The sequence below is a fragment of the Pseudonocardia sp. CA-142604 genome (assembly GCF_050948475.1).
Lineage (GTDB): Bacteria > Actinomycetota > Actinomycetes > Mycobacteriales > Pseudonocardiaceae > Pseudonocardia > Pseudonocardia alaniniphila.
Map to the genome: position 1 here is coordinate 7,995,719 of NZ_CP192045.1, position 15,482 is coordinate 8,011,200.

Annotated in this window: 17 protein-coding genes; 9 read left to right on the plus strand and 8 right to left on the minus strand. The window is 71.2% G+C overall.

Annotated features, from left to right (window positions below; translation table 11 throughout):
- The first annotated feature begins 3 nt into the window (after window positions 1–3).
- Window positions 4–183, plus strand: coding sequence for a hypothetical protein (locus tag ACQPZQ_RS36160; RefSeq protein WP_433288479.1), 180 nt, complete (start codon window positions 4–6; stop codon window positions 181–183).
- Window positions 184–320: 137 nt separating this feature from the next.
- Window positions 321–566, plus strand: coding sequence for a hypothetical protein (locus ACQPZQ_RS36165; protein WP_433288481.1), 246 nt, complete (start codon window positions 321–323; stop codon window positions 564–566).
- Window positions 567–618: 52 nt separating this feature from the next.
- Here ACQPZQ_RS36165 and ACQPZQ_RS36170 read toward each other — a convergent pair whose 3' ends face one another.
- Window positions 619–2,544, minus strand: a complete 1,926-nt coding sequence (locus tag ACQPZQ_RS36170) for an FAD/NAD(P)-binding protein (RefSeq protein WP_433288483.1) — start codon at window positions 2,542–2,544, stop codon at window positions 619–621.
- Window positions 2,545–2,706: 162 nt separating this feature from the next.
- A complete protein-coding gene (locus ACQPZQ_RS36175) occupies window positions 2,707–3,513 on the minus strand; it encodes an N-formylglutamate amidohydrolase (protein WP_433288485.1) in 807 nt (268 codons plus the stop codon).
- A gap of 223 nt (window positions 3,514–3,736) precedes the next feature.
- Between ACQPZQ_RS36175 and ACQPZQ_RS36180 the strand changes: the two genes are divergently transcribed.
- A complete protein-coding gene (locus ACQPZQ_RS36180; RefSeq protein ID WP_433288487.1) occupies window positions 3,737–4,852 on the plus strand; it encodes an LLM class flavin-dependent oxidoreductase in 1,116 nt (371 codons plus the stop codon).
- A gap of 50 nt (window positions 4,853–4,902) precedes the next feature.
- On the opposite strand, the gene ACQPZQ_RS36185 is transcribed toward ACQPZQ_RS36180, so the two are convergent.
- Window positions 4,903–5,280 carry a PaaI family thioesterase gene (locus tag ACQPZQ_RS36185; RefSeq protein WP_433299521.1) on the minus strand — a complete coding sequence of 126 codons (378 nt, stop codon included), beginning with the start codon at window positions 5,278–5,280 and terminating at the stop codon, window positions 4,903–4,905.
- 125 nt (window positions 5,281–5,405) lie between these two features.
- Here ACQPZQ_RS36185 and ACQPZQ_RS36190 point away from each other — a divergent pair, with 125 nt between their 5' ends.
- The 3 genes from ACQPZQ_RS36190 (at window position 5,406) to ACQPZQ_RS36200 (ending at window position 8,963) form a co-directional block, all read left to right on the plus strand.
- On the plus strand, window positions 5,406–6,203 hold the full coding sequence (locus ACQPZQ_RS36190; protein WP_433288489.1) for a helix-turn-helix domain-containing protein: 798 nt from the start codon (window positions 5,406–5,408) through the stop codon (window positions 6,201–6,203).
- A gap of 64 nt (window positions 6,204–6,267) precedes the next feature.
- A complete protein-coding gene (locus tag ACQPZQ_RS36195) occupies window positions 6,268–8,199 on the plus strand; it encodes an ABC transporter ATP-binding protein (protein ID WP_433288491.1) in 1,932 nt (643 codons plus the stop codon).
- Entirely contained in the window at window positions 8,196–8,963 is a 768-nt protein-coding gene (locus tag ACQPZQ_RS36200) for an enoyl-CoA hydratase-related protein (protein WP_433288493.1), read from the plus strand. Before ACQPZQ_RS36195 ends, ACQPZQ_RS36200 begins: the two co-directional genes overlap by 4 nt.
- Window positions 8,964–8,988: 25 nt before the next feature.
- On the opposite strand, the gene ACQPZQ_RS36205 is transcribed toward ACQPZQ_RS36200, so the two are convergent.
- Window positions 8,989–9,585: a TIGR03086 family metal-binding protein gene (locus ACQPZQ_RS36205; RefSeq protein ID WP_433288495.1), complete on the minus strand. Its 597-nt coding sequence runs from the start codon at window positions 9,583–9,585 to the stop codon at window positions 8,989–8,991.
- A 92-nt stretch (window positions 9,586–9,677) separates the two neighbouring features.
- Between ACQPZQ_RS36205 and ACQPZQ_RS36210 the strand changes: the two genes are divergently transcribed.
- A complete protein-coding gene (locus tag ACQPZQ_RS36210) occupies window positions 9,678–10,580 on the plus strand; it encodes an NAD-dependent protein deacetylase (protein ID WP_433299523.1) in 903 nt (300 codons plus the stop codon).
- On the opposite strand, the gene ACQPZQ_RS36215 is transcribed toward ACQPZQ_RS36210, so the two are convergent.
- Entirely contained in the window at window positions 10,577–10,774 is a 198-nt protein-coding gene (locus tag ACQPZQ_RS36215) for a hypothetical protein (protein WP_241037774.1), read from the minus strand. The two genes, ACQPZQ_RS36210 and ACQPZQ_RS36215, sit on opposite strands and share 4 nt — an antisense overlap.
- A gap of 68 nt (window positions 10,775–10,842) precedes the next feature.
- On the opposite strand from ACQPZQ_RS36215, the gene ACQPZQ_RS36220 reads away from it, so the two are divergent.
- Entirely contained in the window at window positions 10,843–11,808 is a 966-nt protein-coding gene (locus tag ACQPZQ_RS36220; protein WP_433288497.1) for a zinc-binding dehydrogenase, read from the plus strand.
- Between the two features lie 148 nt (window positions 11,809–11,956).
- Complete coding sequence (locus ACQPZQ_RS36225) at window positions 11,957–12,373, plus strand: MarR family winged helix-turn-helix transcriptional regulator (RefSeq protein ID WP_241037769.1); 417 nt, start codon at window positions 11,957–11,959, stop codon at window positions 12,371–12,373.
- A gap of 74 nt (window positions 12,374–12,447) precedes the next feature.
- Here ACQPZQ_RS36225 and ACQPZQ_RS36230 read toward each other — a convergent pair whose 3' ends face one another.
- The 3 genes from ACQPZQ_RS36230 to lepA all read right to left on the minus strand — a co-directional run bounded on the left by ACQPZQ_RS36230 (window position 12,448) and on the right by lepA (window position 15,461).
- On the minus strand, window positions 12,448–13,113 hold the full coding sequence (locus ACQPZQ_RS36230) for an MOSC domain-containing protein (protein ID WP_433288500.1): 666 nt from the start codon (window positions 13,111–13,113) through the stop codon (window positions 12,448–12,450).
- Window positions 13,113–13,544 (minus strand): hypothetical protein, encoded by a 432-nt coding sequence (locus ACQPZQ_RS36235; protein ID WP_433288502.1) that lies wholly within the window; start codon window positions 13,542–13,544, stop codon window positions 13,113–13,115. Before ACQPZQ_RS36235 ends, ACQPZQ_RS36230 begins: the two co-directional genes overlap by 1 nt.
- A gap of 69 nt (window positions 13,545–13,613) precedes the next feature.
- Window positions 13,614–15,461, minus strand: a complete 1,848-nt coding sequence (gene lepA / locus ACQPZQ_RS36240) for a translation elongation factor 4 (RefSeq protein WP_433288504.1) — start codon at window positions 15,459–15,461, stop codon at window positions 13,614–13,616.
- Window positions 15,462–15,482: the final 21 nt, after the last annotated feature.

Sequence of the window (15,482 nt, forward strand, 5' to 3'; positions counted from 1 at the left end):
ACCGTGGATATGACCGAACCGCGCAACGACCAATATCCGCCGCCCGACGTGCGCTTCGGCGAGGCCGTCGGCGAAGCGTCGATCGATGGCAATATCGATAGCAGAGCGGCGGTGAGCGCCGCTGGAGCGATCGTCGGCGAGGAGGACCAGCTGATCGCCACAATCGCGAAAACCGCCGCGTAGGGGTACCGGTGCCCCCCTCAACCCGGTCGTCGTCGCTCACGAGGCGATGGGATCGGGATCTGGCCCACCACGCGAGCGCGCTCTGTCGGACGGGCCGTCGATCCGTCCCGTCCGACTTCCATCTCCAGGAGGCAACGATGTCCCCTTCCGCGTCCGGGTCCGCGTCCCCACCCGCAGGCGAGTCCGTCCGTCCGAGCGTCGCCGACCGCCTGCTCGACTCGCTCGAAGACCTGGTCCGCAGGCACCGGGCACTCGCGCTGCAGGAATCGTGCGACAGGCAGAAGGCCGCTCTGCACGCCGAGCTCATCGCCGCTGAGGTGGCACACGAGCTCGCGATGGCCCGCAGCGCCCTGCACCGTCACCCGGCACTGGGCGCCACCTGATCGGACCGGCGGGGCCCGCGTGGCCGTGGCCCCGCCGTGACGGCCGTCGGTCCTATGCCGCGGAGGCCTCTGCCGCGCTGTTCGGGAGGCTGCGCAGCACCGCGCGTGCCACGGCGTCGTTGTAGCGCAGGCTCTGCGAGTTCATCCCCGGTCGTGTGAACGCACCTGCCAGCTTCACGGCGGTGTGCGGGCCGACCGCGAAGCGGTGCGGGTGCACCGCACCCGACGCATCGATCAACGCACCGTCGGACGGACGCACGCGGAGCTGACCGGTGTTGCGCAGGACGGTGCCGTCGGCGTCGACGAGCTCGAGTTCGCTGGCGGCACCGCTGCGCATCAGGCCGGCCACCAGCGGGTCGACGGTGCGTGCGGCGCTGGCGTGGGGCAGCCGGGCATCGACGAGCACGGTGGACGTGACCGGCGGCGCGTCCTGAAGCGTCGCGCTGCCCGCGTGGAAGACGCCGTCGGCGATGTCCACCCACATCCCGGCGCCGAGGAACTGGACGAACCCCGCCCGGGCGAGGGCCAGCAGCTCACGCACGCGGAATCCGGGGGGCCCGCTCGCGACGGAGTTGAAGAAGCCCTGCCACCAGCTCAGGTCGAACGCCTGCGAGCGCCCGGAGAGCGCGCCTGCGCCGACCATGCGCCCGACCTGCCCGTACACGGAGAGCATCGCGACGAAGGCGCCCAGGTGCGGGGTGTGCGCCGGGTCGACGTGCTGGCGCAGGTCCTCGGCTATCCGCTCCTGCACGAGCGGCTGGAGGGTGGCGAGGTCGGGGGCGTGCAGCCCGTCGAGCGGGCGGTCGAGAGCGGCGAAGTCGATCCTGTCGACGGGGCCGGGCACGGCGGCGGCGAGCAGCTCGTCCATCTCCGGAGTGCCCCACTCCAGCTCGGCGTACCGGGCGGCGAACTCGTCCCAGGAAAGCCGGACGCGGTCGGGGTGGCCGAGGAACAGCTCGTGGTACCAGCCCCAGCCGATCTCCTTGGCCATCAGCGGCCACACCTGCGGCAGCAGTTCGACAGGACCGCCCTCGGCGATCAGCGGGTCGATCTCGGCCGGTCCGAGGAATCGCGGCAGCGGTGGACGTCCGGCGCGCAGCTCGTAGTGGGTCTTGGAGTGGTAGGGCGCTCCGCGTGGCGAGCCCGCGACCAGCCGTGGTTCGGCGCCCGACGGGATGTAGCGCAGGGTGTCCTCGCCGGGGCCCGTCGGCTCGAACCGGCCACCGCGGCCCTCGAAGATCAGCACCATGAGGTCGACGAACGCGAGCCCCATGCCGCGGACGATCACCGTCTCCCCCGGCTCGATCACCGACAGGTCGGAGTCGGTGGTCTGCTCGGGCGGCAGGTAGCGCAGTCCGAGCCCGGTGGCCCGGGCCACCAGCGCGAGCTCCTCGTCGGTGGGCGTTGCGTCGAGGTGCCCTGAGGCGAGCACGACCGCGTCGACATGCAGGGCCGAGCCGTCCTCCAGGTGCACGGCCTGCGTCTCGCCCTCCTCGGTCAGCTCGACCGCCCGGGTGCGGTGGATGTGCACCCGCACACCCGGGGGCAACCCGGCGATCACCTCATCCAGCACCCAGCTCAGGTACGCGCTCTGCAGCCGCCTGCTCGGGAAGGTCGAGGCCGTGACGGCGCGCAGCTCGGCTGCCAGTTCGGGGCCGAGCACGTCCGGGTCACCGCTCGCGCGCAGGTCCTGCGCCCAGTCCCAGAACGAGGGGCCCGGCCGGATCGGCCCGTCGCAGACGACGGTGTCGTCGGTGAACATGGTGACGTCGGCCGCCATCGAGTTCATGGCCAGCAACGGGGACTGCTCGTGGCGCCAGATCCGCCCGGCACCCGCCGGGTACGGATCGATCAGGTGCACGTCGACATCTGCCCCGCAGCAGGTGGCAGGGAGCAGCTCGGGGATGCTCGCGCCGAGGCGTTCGAGCAGGCCGACGCCCCGCGGTCCCGCGCCGACGATCGCGATCGCGGACGTCACAAAGGGTTCCTCTCGGCAGGCGGACGGAAGACGGTCCGGGCCTGCCTCTCAGAGAGCTGCGCTGGTGCGGCACAGGTCCACGTGCCACCGACGCGACAGCTGGAACCCCATACCTCGACTGTAGATCGGTGCATCCAGCACGGCCAGTGAACCGGTCTCGCGTCACGTCCCGGACTTCATGGCCGCGTCGACGAGGTCCGCGAGTGCGGCGGCCACCCGAGCTGCGCCCGGAGTGGGAGCGCCCCCCGGCTCGTCCATGTACCCGTCCCGGCGGATCTCGATCATGATCGAGAGCACCCGCGGGTCGGTGCCGTAATGCGCGAGGGGGACGTAGGTGCCGGCGAACGGGGAGTTCACCGCGACCGACCCGATCGCGGCGAACGCCGTCTCCGCCGCCGCGACGAGCCACGACGGCGTGTGCACGGGGTCGGTGCCCAGGCACACCGCCGGACGCGGGCCGTCGGCGTGCAGCTCGTAGGGCAGCGGTGCCGTGGAGTAGGAGTGGACGTCCACGAGCACGGCGCGTCCGGTGGCCTCGATCCGGTCGTCCACCGCGGCCCGCACCGCGGCGGCCCACGGCGTGTAGTAGGCGGCGAGCAGCAGGTCCCGATGCGCCGCATCGTCCGCACGGACGGGCTGGCCGCGGGTGCCGCGCGTGTAGACGGCGGCCATGCCGGCCCCGGCCATCTCCTCCCGCTCGTCCGGGAACCGCTCCGGGTCGACCACGAACCGCGACACCCGGTTCACGAGCACCCAGGGCCGCACCCGTGCCCGCTCCGCTGCGACGGTCGCGATCAGGTCGGTGTGGTGGTCGGTCAGTGCGGCCAGCTCGGACGCGAGCTCGTCGTCGTCGAGCACGAGGTGCGGCCGCGTCCACGAAGGGATCTCTGTGCCGGCATGCGGGACGTGCAGCAACACGGGGCTCCGGGCGTCGCCCACACGGGCGTCCGGGGGGCGGGGATCCGGCACCCGACCATCCTGCCCGTCGGCCGGCACGCCGGCAGTGCTTCATCCCGTGTGACCGGTTCGAAGTCTTGTTGACGGACCCACTCCGCGGTGCTGCAGTGGAGGACGTGACCATCCGGGTTCCCCTGGTGACGCGAGCACACATCGACCTCGGCCGGGTGTGGTCGGCGGCCTGTCCGGGCCACTGAGCCCCCAGCCCGCATCCCATTCACCCGGAAGGACCACCATGCCCGTCGAGTTCCTCGGCATCGGCGCCACCAACAACGGCACGGAGACGACACCGCGCACCGGCCCCGCGTTCGACAAGGACTACACGCTCGCCCTCGCCCGCGCCCACGAGGAGAGCGGCTGGGACCGGGTGCTCACGGCGTACAGCTCCGGCAGCCCGGACCCCGCTCAGGCCGCCGCGCTCATCGCCACCCACACCGAGCGGCTGCAACTCCTGCTCGCCCACCGGCCGAATGTCTCCTACCCCACCTTCGCCGCGAAAACCGTCGCCACGCTCGACCAGATCAGCGACGGGCGGCTCACACTGCACGTGATCACCGGCGGCAACGACCACGAGCAGCAGCGCGAGGGCGACACCCTGCCCAAGGACCAGCGCTACGACCGCACCCGCGAGGCCATCCAGATCTTCAAGAAGGCCTGGACGTCACGCGAGCCGTTCGACTTCCACGGCGAGCACTACGACTTCAGCGACTTCGTGCTGGACGTCGAGCCCGCCCAGAAGCCCCGCCCGCGCATCTCCTTCGGCGGTTCCTCCCCCGCGGCCTACAAGGTCGGGGCCGAGGAGGCCGACATCTACGCGCTGTGGGGCGAGCCGCTCGCCGGCACGGCCCAGCAGATCGCGACGATCAGCGAGCTCGCCCGTGCGGCGGGTCGCCCGGTCCCGACGTTCCAGGTGGCGTTCCGCCCGATCCTCGGCCGCACCGAGGAGGAGGCCTGGGAGAAGGCCTACGCCACCGTTGCCCGCATCCAGGACCGGACGAAGGGCGGCACGGCACAGCTGACCCGCCGCCACAAGCTGTCGGACCCGGAGAACGCGGGCTCGCAACGGCTGCTGGAGGTGGCCGCGCAGGGCGAGCGCTTCGACCGCGCACTCTGGACCGTCACGGCGAAGGCCACCGGCGGGGCCGGTAACTCCACAGCGCTCGTGGGCACGCCGGAGACGGTGGCCGCGGCGCTGCTGGACTACTACGACCTCGGCGTCCGGATCCTGTCCGCCCGCGGCTACGACCTGCTCGCCGACGCCGTGGAGTTCGGCCGCGAGGTGATCCCGCTCGTGCGTGCCGAGGTGGCCAGGCGCGACGCCAAGGAGGCGCGCACCGCCGTGCCCGCCTGACCCGTCTCACGTACAGGCGATGCGCTGGGCCCCGCCGATCACGCAGGGGCTCAGCGCAGCACCGCCTGAGTCTGTGTCACCCGCGCCGCGAGTTTCCCGGCCGCGTCGCGCACCTCCGTGTCGACGATGATCGTGGTGCGGCCTCGGTGCAGCACGCGGGCCACGGCCTCGACATGCCCTGACGTGACGGGGCGCAGGAAGTTCGTCGCCGACGTGACGGTGGCGGTGCCCGTCGCGCCGTCGGGCAGGTTGAGGAAGGCACACCAGCCCCCCGCGGCATCGGCGAGGGCCATCAGCGCTCCACCGTGGAGCAGCCCGGCGGTTGTGCACCGGGACTCGTCCCAGTCCAGCCGCAGAGCCACCTCCTGCGGTTCGGCGCGCAGCGCGGTGGCGCCGAGCAGGGCGGTGAAGGGCATCAGGCGGTGCATCAGCGCGGTGGGTTCGCCAGTTTCGAGTGATCCGGTCACTCGGTGAGACTGTCGCGGTCATGGCCGCCGGTCCATTACCCCGGACGTTATCGATCAGCCCCACCGGCGCCGCTAGCGTGCCTGCCATGACCGCCGCGACAACCACCGGCACCGCGTTCGGCGCGCTGCTGCGCGACTGGCGTCAGCGCCGCCGGCTGACCCAACTCGACCTCGGTATCCAGGCCGACGTGTCCGCCCGGCACCTGAGCTTCCTGGAGACCGGACGGTCGAAGCCGAGCCGGGACATGGTGCTGCACCTCTCGGAGGAGCTGGACGTGCCACTGCGCGGACGGAACGAGCTGATGATCGCGGCCGGGTACGCCCCGGCCTACTCCCAGCACGGCCTCGACGATGCGGAACTGGGTGAGGTGCAGCGCTCGCTGCGCCGGATCCTCGACGGTCAGGAGCCCTATCCGGCCGTCCTCGTCGACGGCATGTGGAACCTCATCGCGGCCAACCGGGCGATCGCGCTGCTTACCGACCTCGTCGACCCCGAGCTCATGATCCCGCCCGTGAACGTCGCGCGGGTGAGTCTGCATCCGCGCGGGCTCGCGCCGCACGTCGCCGACCTGGAGGAGTACGCCGCGCACCTCGTGTCGCGGGTGCGCCGGCAGGCGGAGCGGGCGGCCTCCACGGGGCTGCGTGCGCTGCTCGGTGAGCTCGTCGGGTACTGCCGGGACGCCGGGCTCGACCCGACGGCACAGCCGCGCGACCGGATCGTGCTGCCGCTGCGGCTGCGCCACCCCGATCAGGAGCTCACGCTCTTCAGCACGGTCGCCGTGCTCGGCGCGCCGCTCGACGTGACGTTGGAAGAGGTGGCCATCGAGAGCTTCTTCCCCGCGGACGACGCCACCGCCGCGTACCTGCGGGACCGCTTCGCCTGAATTCGCTCCCCGTCACGACTCCGGTCCGGAAGCATGAGGGCACCGAGCGTGATGGGGGGATCGCGTGGGGAAAACGCCGGAGCCTGCTCCGCTGATCGGGGTCGACGACATCGGCACGCCGCCATGGGCACGAGGCTTCGAGTCGGCGGCGAACGCCGGGTGGCTCGCCGTGGCGCGCACCGCACCGCGTACAGCTCTGCTGGCGGCACGCTGGGCATGGCGGACGTCGCCCCCGCTCACCGTCACCACCGGGGTTCTCCAGTTGCTCGCAGGCGTGGTCACGGCGTTCGGGCTGCTGGCCACGGCGAACGTCTTCACGAGGCTGCTGGAGCAGGGGCCCACCCCGGAGCGCGTGGTGTCAGCGCTACCTGCGCTCGCCGTGGTGGTGGCGGCGGCCGCGATCCGTGGCCTGCTGGACGCTGCTGTCGCGGCGTCCTCCGGAGCGCTCGTGCCCCGCGTCGAGCAGCGGGCGCAGGACATGCTGCACGCCGCGGTGATCGAGGTGGAGCTCGCGGCCTTCGACGATCCGGACTTCGCCGAGCTCGTCGAACGGGCCACCACCCACGGCCCGGACCGCATGCGGCACGTCGTGGGTGACACAGGCGATCTGCTCGCCTCTCTCGTGTCGGTGGGCGCGGCCGTGATCACGGCCGGGCTGCTGCACCCGCTGCTGGCACCGGTCGTGCTGCTCGCCGCGCTGCCGCAGGGCTGGGCCTCGATCCGCTCGGCACGGCTGATGTTCGAGTCCTTCGTGCGCATGAGCTCACGGCGCAGGCGCCTCGGGGTGACGAGCGGCCTGATCACCGGACGGGACGAGGCGGCCGAGGTACGGGCGTTCACCACGCAGGAGGTGCTGCTGCGCGAGCACCGGCGCATCTCCGACGAGATCACCCGCGATGCCGTCCGCCTCGCCCGCGACCGGACCCTCGTTCAGCTCGTAGGGCGCTCGCTCTCGGGTGTCGGCACCGCCGTGGCGTACCTCGTGCTCGCGCTGCTGATCTACTTCGGGATCCTCGAGCTGGCCTTGGCCGGCGCGGCCGCGTTGGCCATGCGCACCGCCTCGCAGTCGGTCTCCAACATGATCTACCAGGCCAACCACCTCTACGAAGCCACGTACTTCGTCGACCTGTTCCGCGTCGCGGTCGCCGACGCGGCAAGCCGACGCCGGGATCAGCCGGTCAGCGAACTGCGCGGCGACCCCGAGGTGATCACGCTGACCGGGGCGTCGTTCCGTTATCCCGGCCAGGACGAGGACGCACTGTCCGACATCGACGTCACGGTGCGCCGCGGCGAGGTGATCGCGCTGGTGGGAGAGAACGGCTCCGGCAAGTCGACCCTCGCGAAGCTGATGACCGGCCTCTATCTCCCCACCGCGGGCAGCGTCACCTGGAACGGGATCGAGACGGCGGCCGTGGCCACCCGCGCGCTGCACGACCGGGTGGCGGTCGTGCTGCAGGAACCCGTGCGCTGGCCGATGACCGCAGAGAACAACGTCCGGATCGGGCGGCTGGAACAGGCGGACCCCGACTCGGAGCAGCTCACCACGGCCGCCCGGCTCTCGGGCACCGACACCGTCGTGGCCGACCTCCCGGAAGGCTGGACCACCGTGCTCTCGCGGCAGTTCCAGACCGGGCGGGACCTCTCAGGTGGACAGTGGCAGCGGTTGTCGGTGGCCCGTGGCCTGTACCGCGACGCCCCGCTGGTGGTGGCCGACGAGCCGACCGCAGCCCTCGACGCCCGCGCCGAACATGCCGTCTTCGGCACGCTGCACGGACGCTCCGGGGCGGGTGCGCAGCGCATCACCGTGCTCGTCACGCACCGGCTGGCCAACGTCCGCCACGCCGACCAGATCCTGGTGCTGGAACAGGGCAGGCTGATCGAGCACGGTCGCCATGACGAGCTGATGGCGCACGGCGGCACCTACCACGAGCTGTTCACGTTGCAGGCCCGCGCGTACGCCGAGTCCGCGGGCGAGCCGGATACCGTCCCAGCATGACCGACGAGCTGGTGCACCTCGACGTCGCCGCGGGCGTCGCGACAATCACGCTGGACTCCCCCGCCAACCGCAACGCGCTCTCCGCACAGGTGCGCCGGGAGCTACTGGCGCACCTCGACACGGCCATCGCGGACGGCGGGGTGCGGGTGATCGTGCTCACCCACACCGGCCGGGTGTTCTGCTCGGGGATGGACCTCAAGGAGTCCCGCGGGGCGGGAGCGCAGAACCAGGGCATCAACGAGTTCCCCGCGATCCTGGAACGGATCTGGGCGTCGCCCACCCCGGTGCTCGCGCGGGTGACCGGTCCGGCCCGGGCCGGAGGCGTCGGGCTCGTGGCGGCGTGCGACATCGCCGTGGCCGCCCAGAACGCCACGTTCGCGTTCAGCGAGGTGCGCATCGGCGTCGTCCCGGCGGTCATCTCGGTCACCGTGCTCCCGCGCCTCCTGCCGCGCGCCGCGCACGAGCTGTTTCTCACCGGCGAGACCTTCGACGCCACCCGCGCCGCCCAGATCGGCCTGATCAACACCGCCGTGCCTGCCGCGGCGCTGGACGCCGAGGTGCACCGCTACACCGAGGCCCTGCGGATGGGGGCCCCGGGCGCGCTGGCGGCCACCAAGGAGATGCTGCGCCACGAGCGGCCGGCCGCGTTGACCGACCAGCTCGCCGAGATGCAGGAGCTCTCGGCCCGCTTCTTCGCCGGCGAGGAGGGCCAGGAAGGGATGCGGGCGTTCGCGGAGAAGCGCGCGCCCTCCTGGGTGCATTAGGGCGCGCCAGGGCGCGGCTCGACGATCAGCCCGCCGGGGTCCAGCGCGGGTCGCGACCCGACGCTGCGAGTGCCCGCTCGAACACCGGCGCGTCGGCGGCCACCGTGACCTCGGCGCCGAACCAGCCGCCTTCGCGTCCCATCGGCGCCATCGCCTCGACGCCGTCGAGCACCACCTGGTCGAGGCCGGACGGCACGTGGAACGGCTGCCCGGTGGCGACGGCGAGGTCCCAGGCGTGCACCACGAACTCCGACGTCATGATCGAACCGATCATCGCCGCGGGCATCGGGGAGCCGCCCATCTGCGACTCGCCCTCCCACGCCGACGGTGCGGCCCACGCCTGCGCCGCGGCCGCGGCCTCCTCCACGCACGCCTGCGCCCACTCGCTCTCCGGACGTCCCTGGAGGTAGGGCGTGCGGTCCGCGGCCGTCCAGGACGAGTCCCAGGCCTGCCTGGTGGCCGAGCGGTGGGCCAGCAGGAAACCGAACGCGAGGTGGTTGACCACCTCGCGGACGCTGTAGTCGGAACACGGGGAGGGATCGTCGTACCGGGCGAGGCTTGCGCCCGTGATCGCGGCGACCGCGAGGTCGATGCTCCGGCTGAGGTGATCGGCACTGTCCATGTCGTCAATCTCCCGCGATGCCCGCACCCCGGTATTGCACGAACGCGACAGCCGGGGCCGCTGCAGCCGACGGTTAGCCTGGTCACGTGGACGTGCTGGAGGGGGCCCCTGACACCCCCGGCAAGGCTCTGGACGAGGCGCTGGACCGGGCGCTGGGCGTGCTCGCCAAGAGACCGGTGGTGGCGCTCACGGGCGCGGGGCTCTCCACCGACTCCGGCATCCCCGACTACCGCGGCCCCGGCTCCCCCCGGCGCAGCCCCATGACCTACCAGGAGTTCGTCTCCGGGGAACACGCCCAGCGCCGCTACTGGGCCCGTAGCCACGTCGGCTGGGCCCGGATGGCCCGCGCCGAGCCCAACCCGGGCCACCACGCGCTCGCCGAGCTGGAACGCGCAGGCGCCCTGCACGGGCTCATCACGCAGAACGTCGACGGGCTCCACACCGCCGCCGGCAGCCGCACACTGATCGACCTGCACGGCTGCATCGCCGACGTCGTGTGTCTCGGGTGTGGCCGGCGCAGCCCGCGCGACGAGCTCCAGGGCCGCCTCGCCGCGCTCAACCCGGGTTTCGTCGAGGCGGCAGGCGAGAGCGTCGAGACCGCCCCCGACGGTGACGCGGCACTCGAGGCCACCGACGGGTTCCGGCTCGCCGAATGCGCGGGCTGTGGCGGCGCGCTCAAGCCCGACGTCGTCTTCTTCGGCGAGAACGTCCCGCGGGATCGCGTGGCGCGGGCCTACGCGATGGTCGACGCGGCGGGCTCACTGCTCGTCGCGGGCAGCTCGCTCGCGGTGATGTCCGGGCTGCGTTTCGTGCGGCACGCGCGCAAGATCGGAACGCCCGTGGTGATCGTCAACCGCGGTCGGACCAGGGGCGACGACCTCGCTGACGTGCTGGTGGACGGCGGCTGCTCCGAGGTGCTCCCCGCGATCGCCGCGGTGGCACGGCTCAGCTGGACCGACGGCGGCCGGACGAACGGCACTCCCGTGCGTTCCTAGCGGGCCGACGGGCCGTTCGTACGGTCGCGCCCCAGCTGGGCGGCTGCGAGGTCGACCAGGCGGTCCACACCGGCAGCTGTGCCCCAGCAGAGCGGCAGCACCACGAGGATGGCGAGCACCACCTGCATCGGGAACGGGAGCTGGGTGATCCACAGCTCGACGGCATCCCACCAGTCGGCCACTGCGCGCAACATCAGCTCACCTTCTCCCTGTCTCCGCATCCACACGGTAGCGGCTCACCGATGCGACTAGTTTCCGTGGCATGTTCGCCGTCTACGCCGCAGAGCCCAATGCCGATGCTCCCCTCGACTCCCTGACCGTGGGCGAGCGCCCCGAGCCCGAGGTTCCCGACGGCTGGGTGGCCGTCCGTGTCTCCGCCGCGAGCCTCAACATGCACGACCTCTGGACGCTGCGCGGCGTCGGAATCAAGCCCGAGCAGTTCCCGATGATCCTCGGCTGCGACGGGGCCGGCACGCTCGAGGACGGCACGGAGGTCGTGCTGCACTCGGTGATCGGGGACGCCTCGCTGTTCGGCGACGAGACCCTCGACCCGAAGCGCTCGCTGCTCACCGAGAAGCACCAGGGCACGTTCGCCGACACCGTGGTCGTCCCGAAGCGCAATGTCCTGCCGAAGCCCGAGAACCTCACGGCGCCGCAGGCGGCGGTCATGGGCACGGCCTGGCTCACCGCCTACCGGATGCTGTTCGTGAAGTCGGGCCTGCGGCCGGGCCAGACGATGCTCGTGCAGGGAGCCTCCGGTGGCGTCTCCACGGCCCTGGTACAGCTCGGCAGCGCGGCCGGGATGCGGGTCTGGGTCACCGGTCGCACGGAGGAGAAGCGGGCGGTGGCGGAGAAGCTCGGGGCGCACGCCACGTTCCCGTCGGGGGAGCGGCTGCCCGAGCGCGTCGACGCCGTGTTCGAGACTGTCGGTGACGCCACGTGGTCACACTCGATGCGGGCACTCAAGCCCGGTGGGGTGGTCGTGGTCAGCGGATCGACGAGCGGTCCCAATCCTGGAGCAGATCTCCAGCGGCTTTTCTTCCTCCAGCTGCGCGTCATCGGCTCGACCATGGGCACCCGGGGAGAGCTCTCCGACCTGCTCACTTTCGTCTCCAACGCGGGAATCAGCCCCGAAATCGGGCTCGAGCTGCCGATGGAACGGGCAGAAGAGGGGTTCCGGGCAATGCTCGAAGGAGACACTTCCGGCAAGATCGTCTTCCGTCGATGACGCCATCCGTCGCGTTGGATCAGCCGCTCGTCTACGGCAAGTGGTTTCTGAGAGACCCGCTTGGCCCTCTCAGGACGTACAGTAAGTAACCGTGTCTGAGCCACCAAGTCGAATGGCGCCGGGGTCCGTGTACATCCCGGTGCCACGAGTGACAGGTCTGGTCGAGCTACTCGACCGGTTGGACCGTGCGGTTGCTGCCGCGCTGTCACCGGTCACCTCGGCGGAGGGCGTCAGCCGTGACGGCTGGCGAGTGCTGCTGATGCTGGCCCGTGGCGGCGGCCGGAGCATGGGCGAGATCGCCTCGCACACTGCTCTGCCGGCGCCCACGGCAACCCGCGTCGTGGATCGGTTGGTCGCTGCCAAGCTGGCCTACCGGCGCACTGATCCGGTAGACCGCCGCCGCGTCCTGGTCCACCTCGCGGGGGACGGACGGGCAGTGGTCGAGCGGGTCTGCGGGCGAGTGGAACGCCGCGCAGGTGAAGCACTCGGCTCCCCCCACACGCCCGAACGTGCCCAGCTCGCCGAACTCCTCGAGGCCCTGGCAAGCCAGGGCGTCACAGCCTGATCAGACCCCTCGCCCCCCGCAAGCCTCCCCCCATCGACCGTCTCCCCGCCCCACCGCTTCCCCAACAGCCCCGATCAGGTCCTCGTCACTTCGAGCGTCCTGTCCAGCCAAGCTCGTCCACGAGCACCTAGGTGCTCGCGGGCGGTTGCCACCTGCGGCAGGAGACTTCGCTCGCCGGTGCGTGCCGCCAGGATGTGGGCCACGGTGACGCCGTGGGCGGGGCGGTCGACCACACGCACGGTGTCGCCCACCTTCACCGCTGCGGGCTGTAGGACGGCCAGGTACGCGCCCGGCCTTCCTGCAGCGATGAAACGCTTCACCAGGTCGGGCACGCCGCGGAACCCGGCGAACACCCGGCACGGGATGCGTGGACCGCGCACCTGGAGCACGGCGGCGCCGACCTGCCAGCGCTCGCCCACCACGGCTCCGGAACAGTCCACCCCGGAGAGGGTGAGGTTCTCCCCGACCGCGCCCGGCGACAGCGGCTGTCCGAGCTCGGCCGTCCAGAACGCCAGGTCGTCACACGAATAGGCGTAGACGGCCTGGTCGGGCCCACCGTGGTGCTCGAGATCACAGATGGTGTCGCCTTCGACGCCGTCGGCGGCGAGCAGCACCGAGCGATCCACGGGGCGCTTGTCGATGCCGGATCGCCCCTTCTGCATCGTCCACTCGCCGGTGCGCACGACGGCCAGGTTCACGGACTCGACACGGCCTTCCCCCGGCGCGGTCGATGTCGTCATCACGGTCCCCCCTGTTCTCCTCCCGGCACTCCGACCGGCGCACCGGGCAATGTGTCGGCCGTGATCCGGCCCGCTGCGGTATACGGGAACGCCGCGACGATCAGCGCCGCCACCCCGACCACGACCACACGCTGGATCCAGCCGGCCCTCCCGCACAGCCATCCAGCCGCAAACGCCACGAGGAGCGGCACCACCACGGTATAGAACGCCGTCATCTCGGCAGCCCGATCGCCGGGAACCGCCGGATCGGGAGCCCCGGCCACCGCGATGACAAGGACACCGAACACCAGCACCCCGAGCAGCCCGGTGAGCAACAGCGCCCACCGCCGTTTCGTGCGTCCGGCGACCACCCCGACAAGCAGCACGAGCACCAGCACGAGCCCCGCGACGCCCGGTGATCCCCCGCCGGGGAACACCGGCGCATCCGTCATGGCGCCCATCGTAGGCTGATCGTTGATCAGCGACGATCAGTATTCAGGGCCCGAACTCGGGGGGAGGTGCTACTTCTTCCCGGACTTCGCGTCGCCCGCGGAGTCGGTGGACAGCGCCGCCACGAAGGCCTCCTGCGGCACCTCGACCCGTCCGATGGTCTTCATCCGCTTCTTGCCCTCCTTCTGTTTCTCCAGCAGCTTGCGCTTGCGGGTGATGTCGCCGCCGTAGCACTTGGCGAGCACGTCCTTGCGGATCGCCCGGATGTTCTCGCGCGCGATGATCCGCGACCCGATCGCCGCCTGGATCGGCACCTCGAACTGCTGGCGCGGGATCAGCTCGCGCAGCTTCGTGGTCATTGCCGTGCCGTAGGAGTAGGCGTCGTCCTTGTGGCGGATCGCCGAGAACGCGTCAACCGGCTCTCCCTGGAGCATGATGTCGACCTTGACCAGGTCGGCCTCCTGCTCGCCCGCCTCCTCGTAGTCGAGGCTCGCGTAGCCGCGTGTGCGCGACTTCAGGGCGTCGAAGAAGTCGAAGATGATCTCCGCGAGCGGCATCGTGTAGCGCAGCTCGACCCGGCTCTCCGACAGGTAGTCAATCCCGCCGAGCTGGCCACGCCTGCCCTGGCACAGCTCCATGATCGTGCCGATGAACTCCGACGGGGCCAGGACCGTCACCTTGACGACCGGCTCGAAGACCTGCGCGACCTTGCCCGTCGGCCAGTCCGATGGGTTGGTCACCGTCATCTCGGTGCCGTCGTCCTTGATCACCCGGTACACCACGTTCGGCGCGGTGGAGATGAGGTCCAGGCCGGCCTCGCGCTCCAACCGGTCGCGGGTGATCTCCAGGTGCAGCAGCCCGAGGAAGCCGCAGCGGAAGCCGAAGCCCAGCGCGGCCGACGTCTCCGGCTCGTAGGTGAGCGCGGCGTCGTTGAGCTGCAGCTTGTCCAGCGCCTCGCGCAGGTCCGGGTACTCCGAGCCGTCCACCGGGTAGAGCCCGGAGTAGACCATGGGCCGGGGCTCGCGGTAGCCGGTGAGCGGTTCGGTGGCGCCGCCCCGCTGGCTCGTGACGGTGTCGCCCACCTTCGACTGGCGAACGTCCTTCACGCCGGTGATCAGGTAGCCCACTTCGCCGACCCCGAGCCCGACGCTCGGCTTGGGATCCGGCGAGACGATGCCCACCTCGAGCAGCTCGTGGGTGGTGCCGGTGGACATCATCTTGATGCGCTCGCGCGGGGTGATCTTCCCGTCGACCACGCGGATGTAGGTGACGACGCCGCGGTAGGTGTCGTAGACCGAGTCGAAGATCATCGCCCTGGCCGGGGCATCCGCGTCGCCGACCGGCGCCGGAACCAGCCGGACCACCTCGTCGAGCAACTCACGCACGCCGAGCCCGGTCTTGGCGCTCACCCGCAGCACGTCACCGGGCTCGCAGCCCACGATATGGGCGATCTCCGCCGCATAGCGGTCGGGATCGGCGGCGGGCAGGTCGATCTTGTTGAGGACCGGGATGATCGTGAGGTCCTTCTCCAGCGCCAGGTAGAGGTTGGCGAGAGTCTGGGCCTCGATGCCCTGCGCGGCGTCGACGAGCAGGATCGCCCCTTCGCACGCCTCCAGCGCCCGGCTCACCTCATACGTGAAGTCGACGTGGCCAGGGGTGTCGATGAGGTGCAGGACATGGTTCTGCCCGTCGACCTGCCACGGCAGCCGCACGTTCTGCGCCTTGATCGTGATGCCGCGCTCGCGCTCGATGTCCATCCGGTCGAGGTACTGGGCGCGCATGGCCCGCTCCTCGACCACACCGGTGAGCTGCAGCATGCGGTCGGCCAGGGTGGACTTGCCGTGGTCGATGTGGGCGATGATGCAGAAGTTCCGGATCAGCTCCGGAGGCGTGAAGGTCTGGTCGGCGAACGAGCTCACTCACGGATCCATTCAGTACGG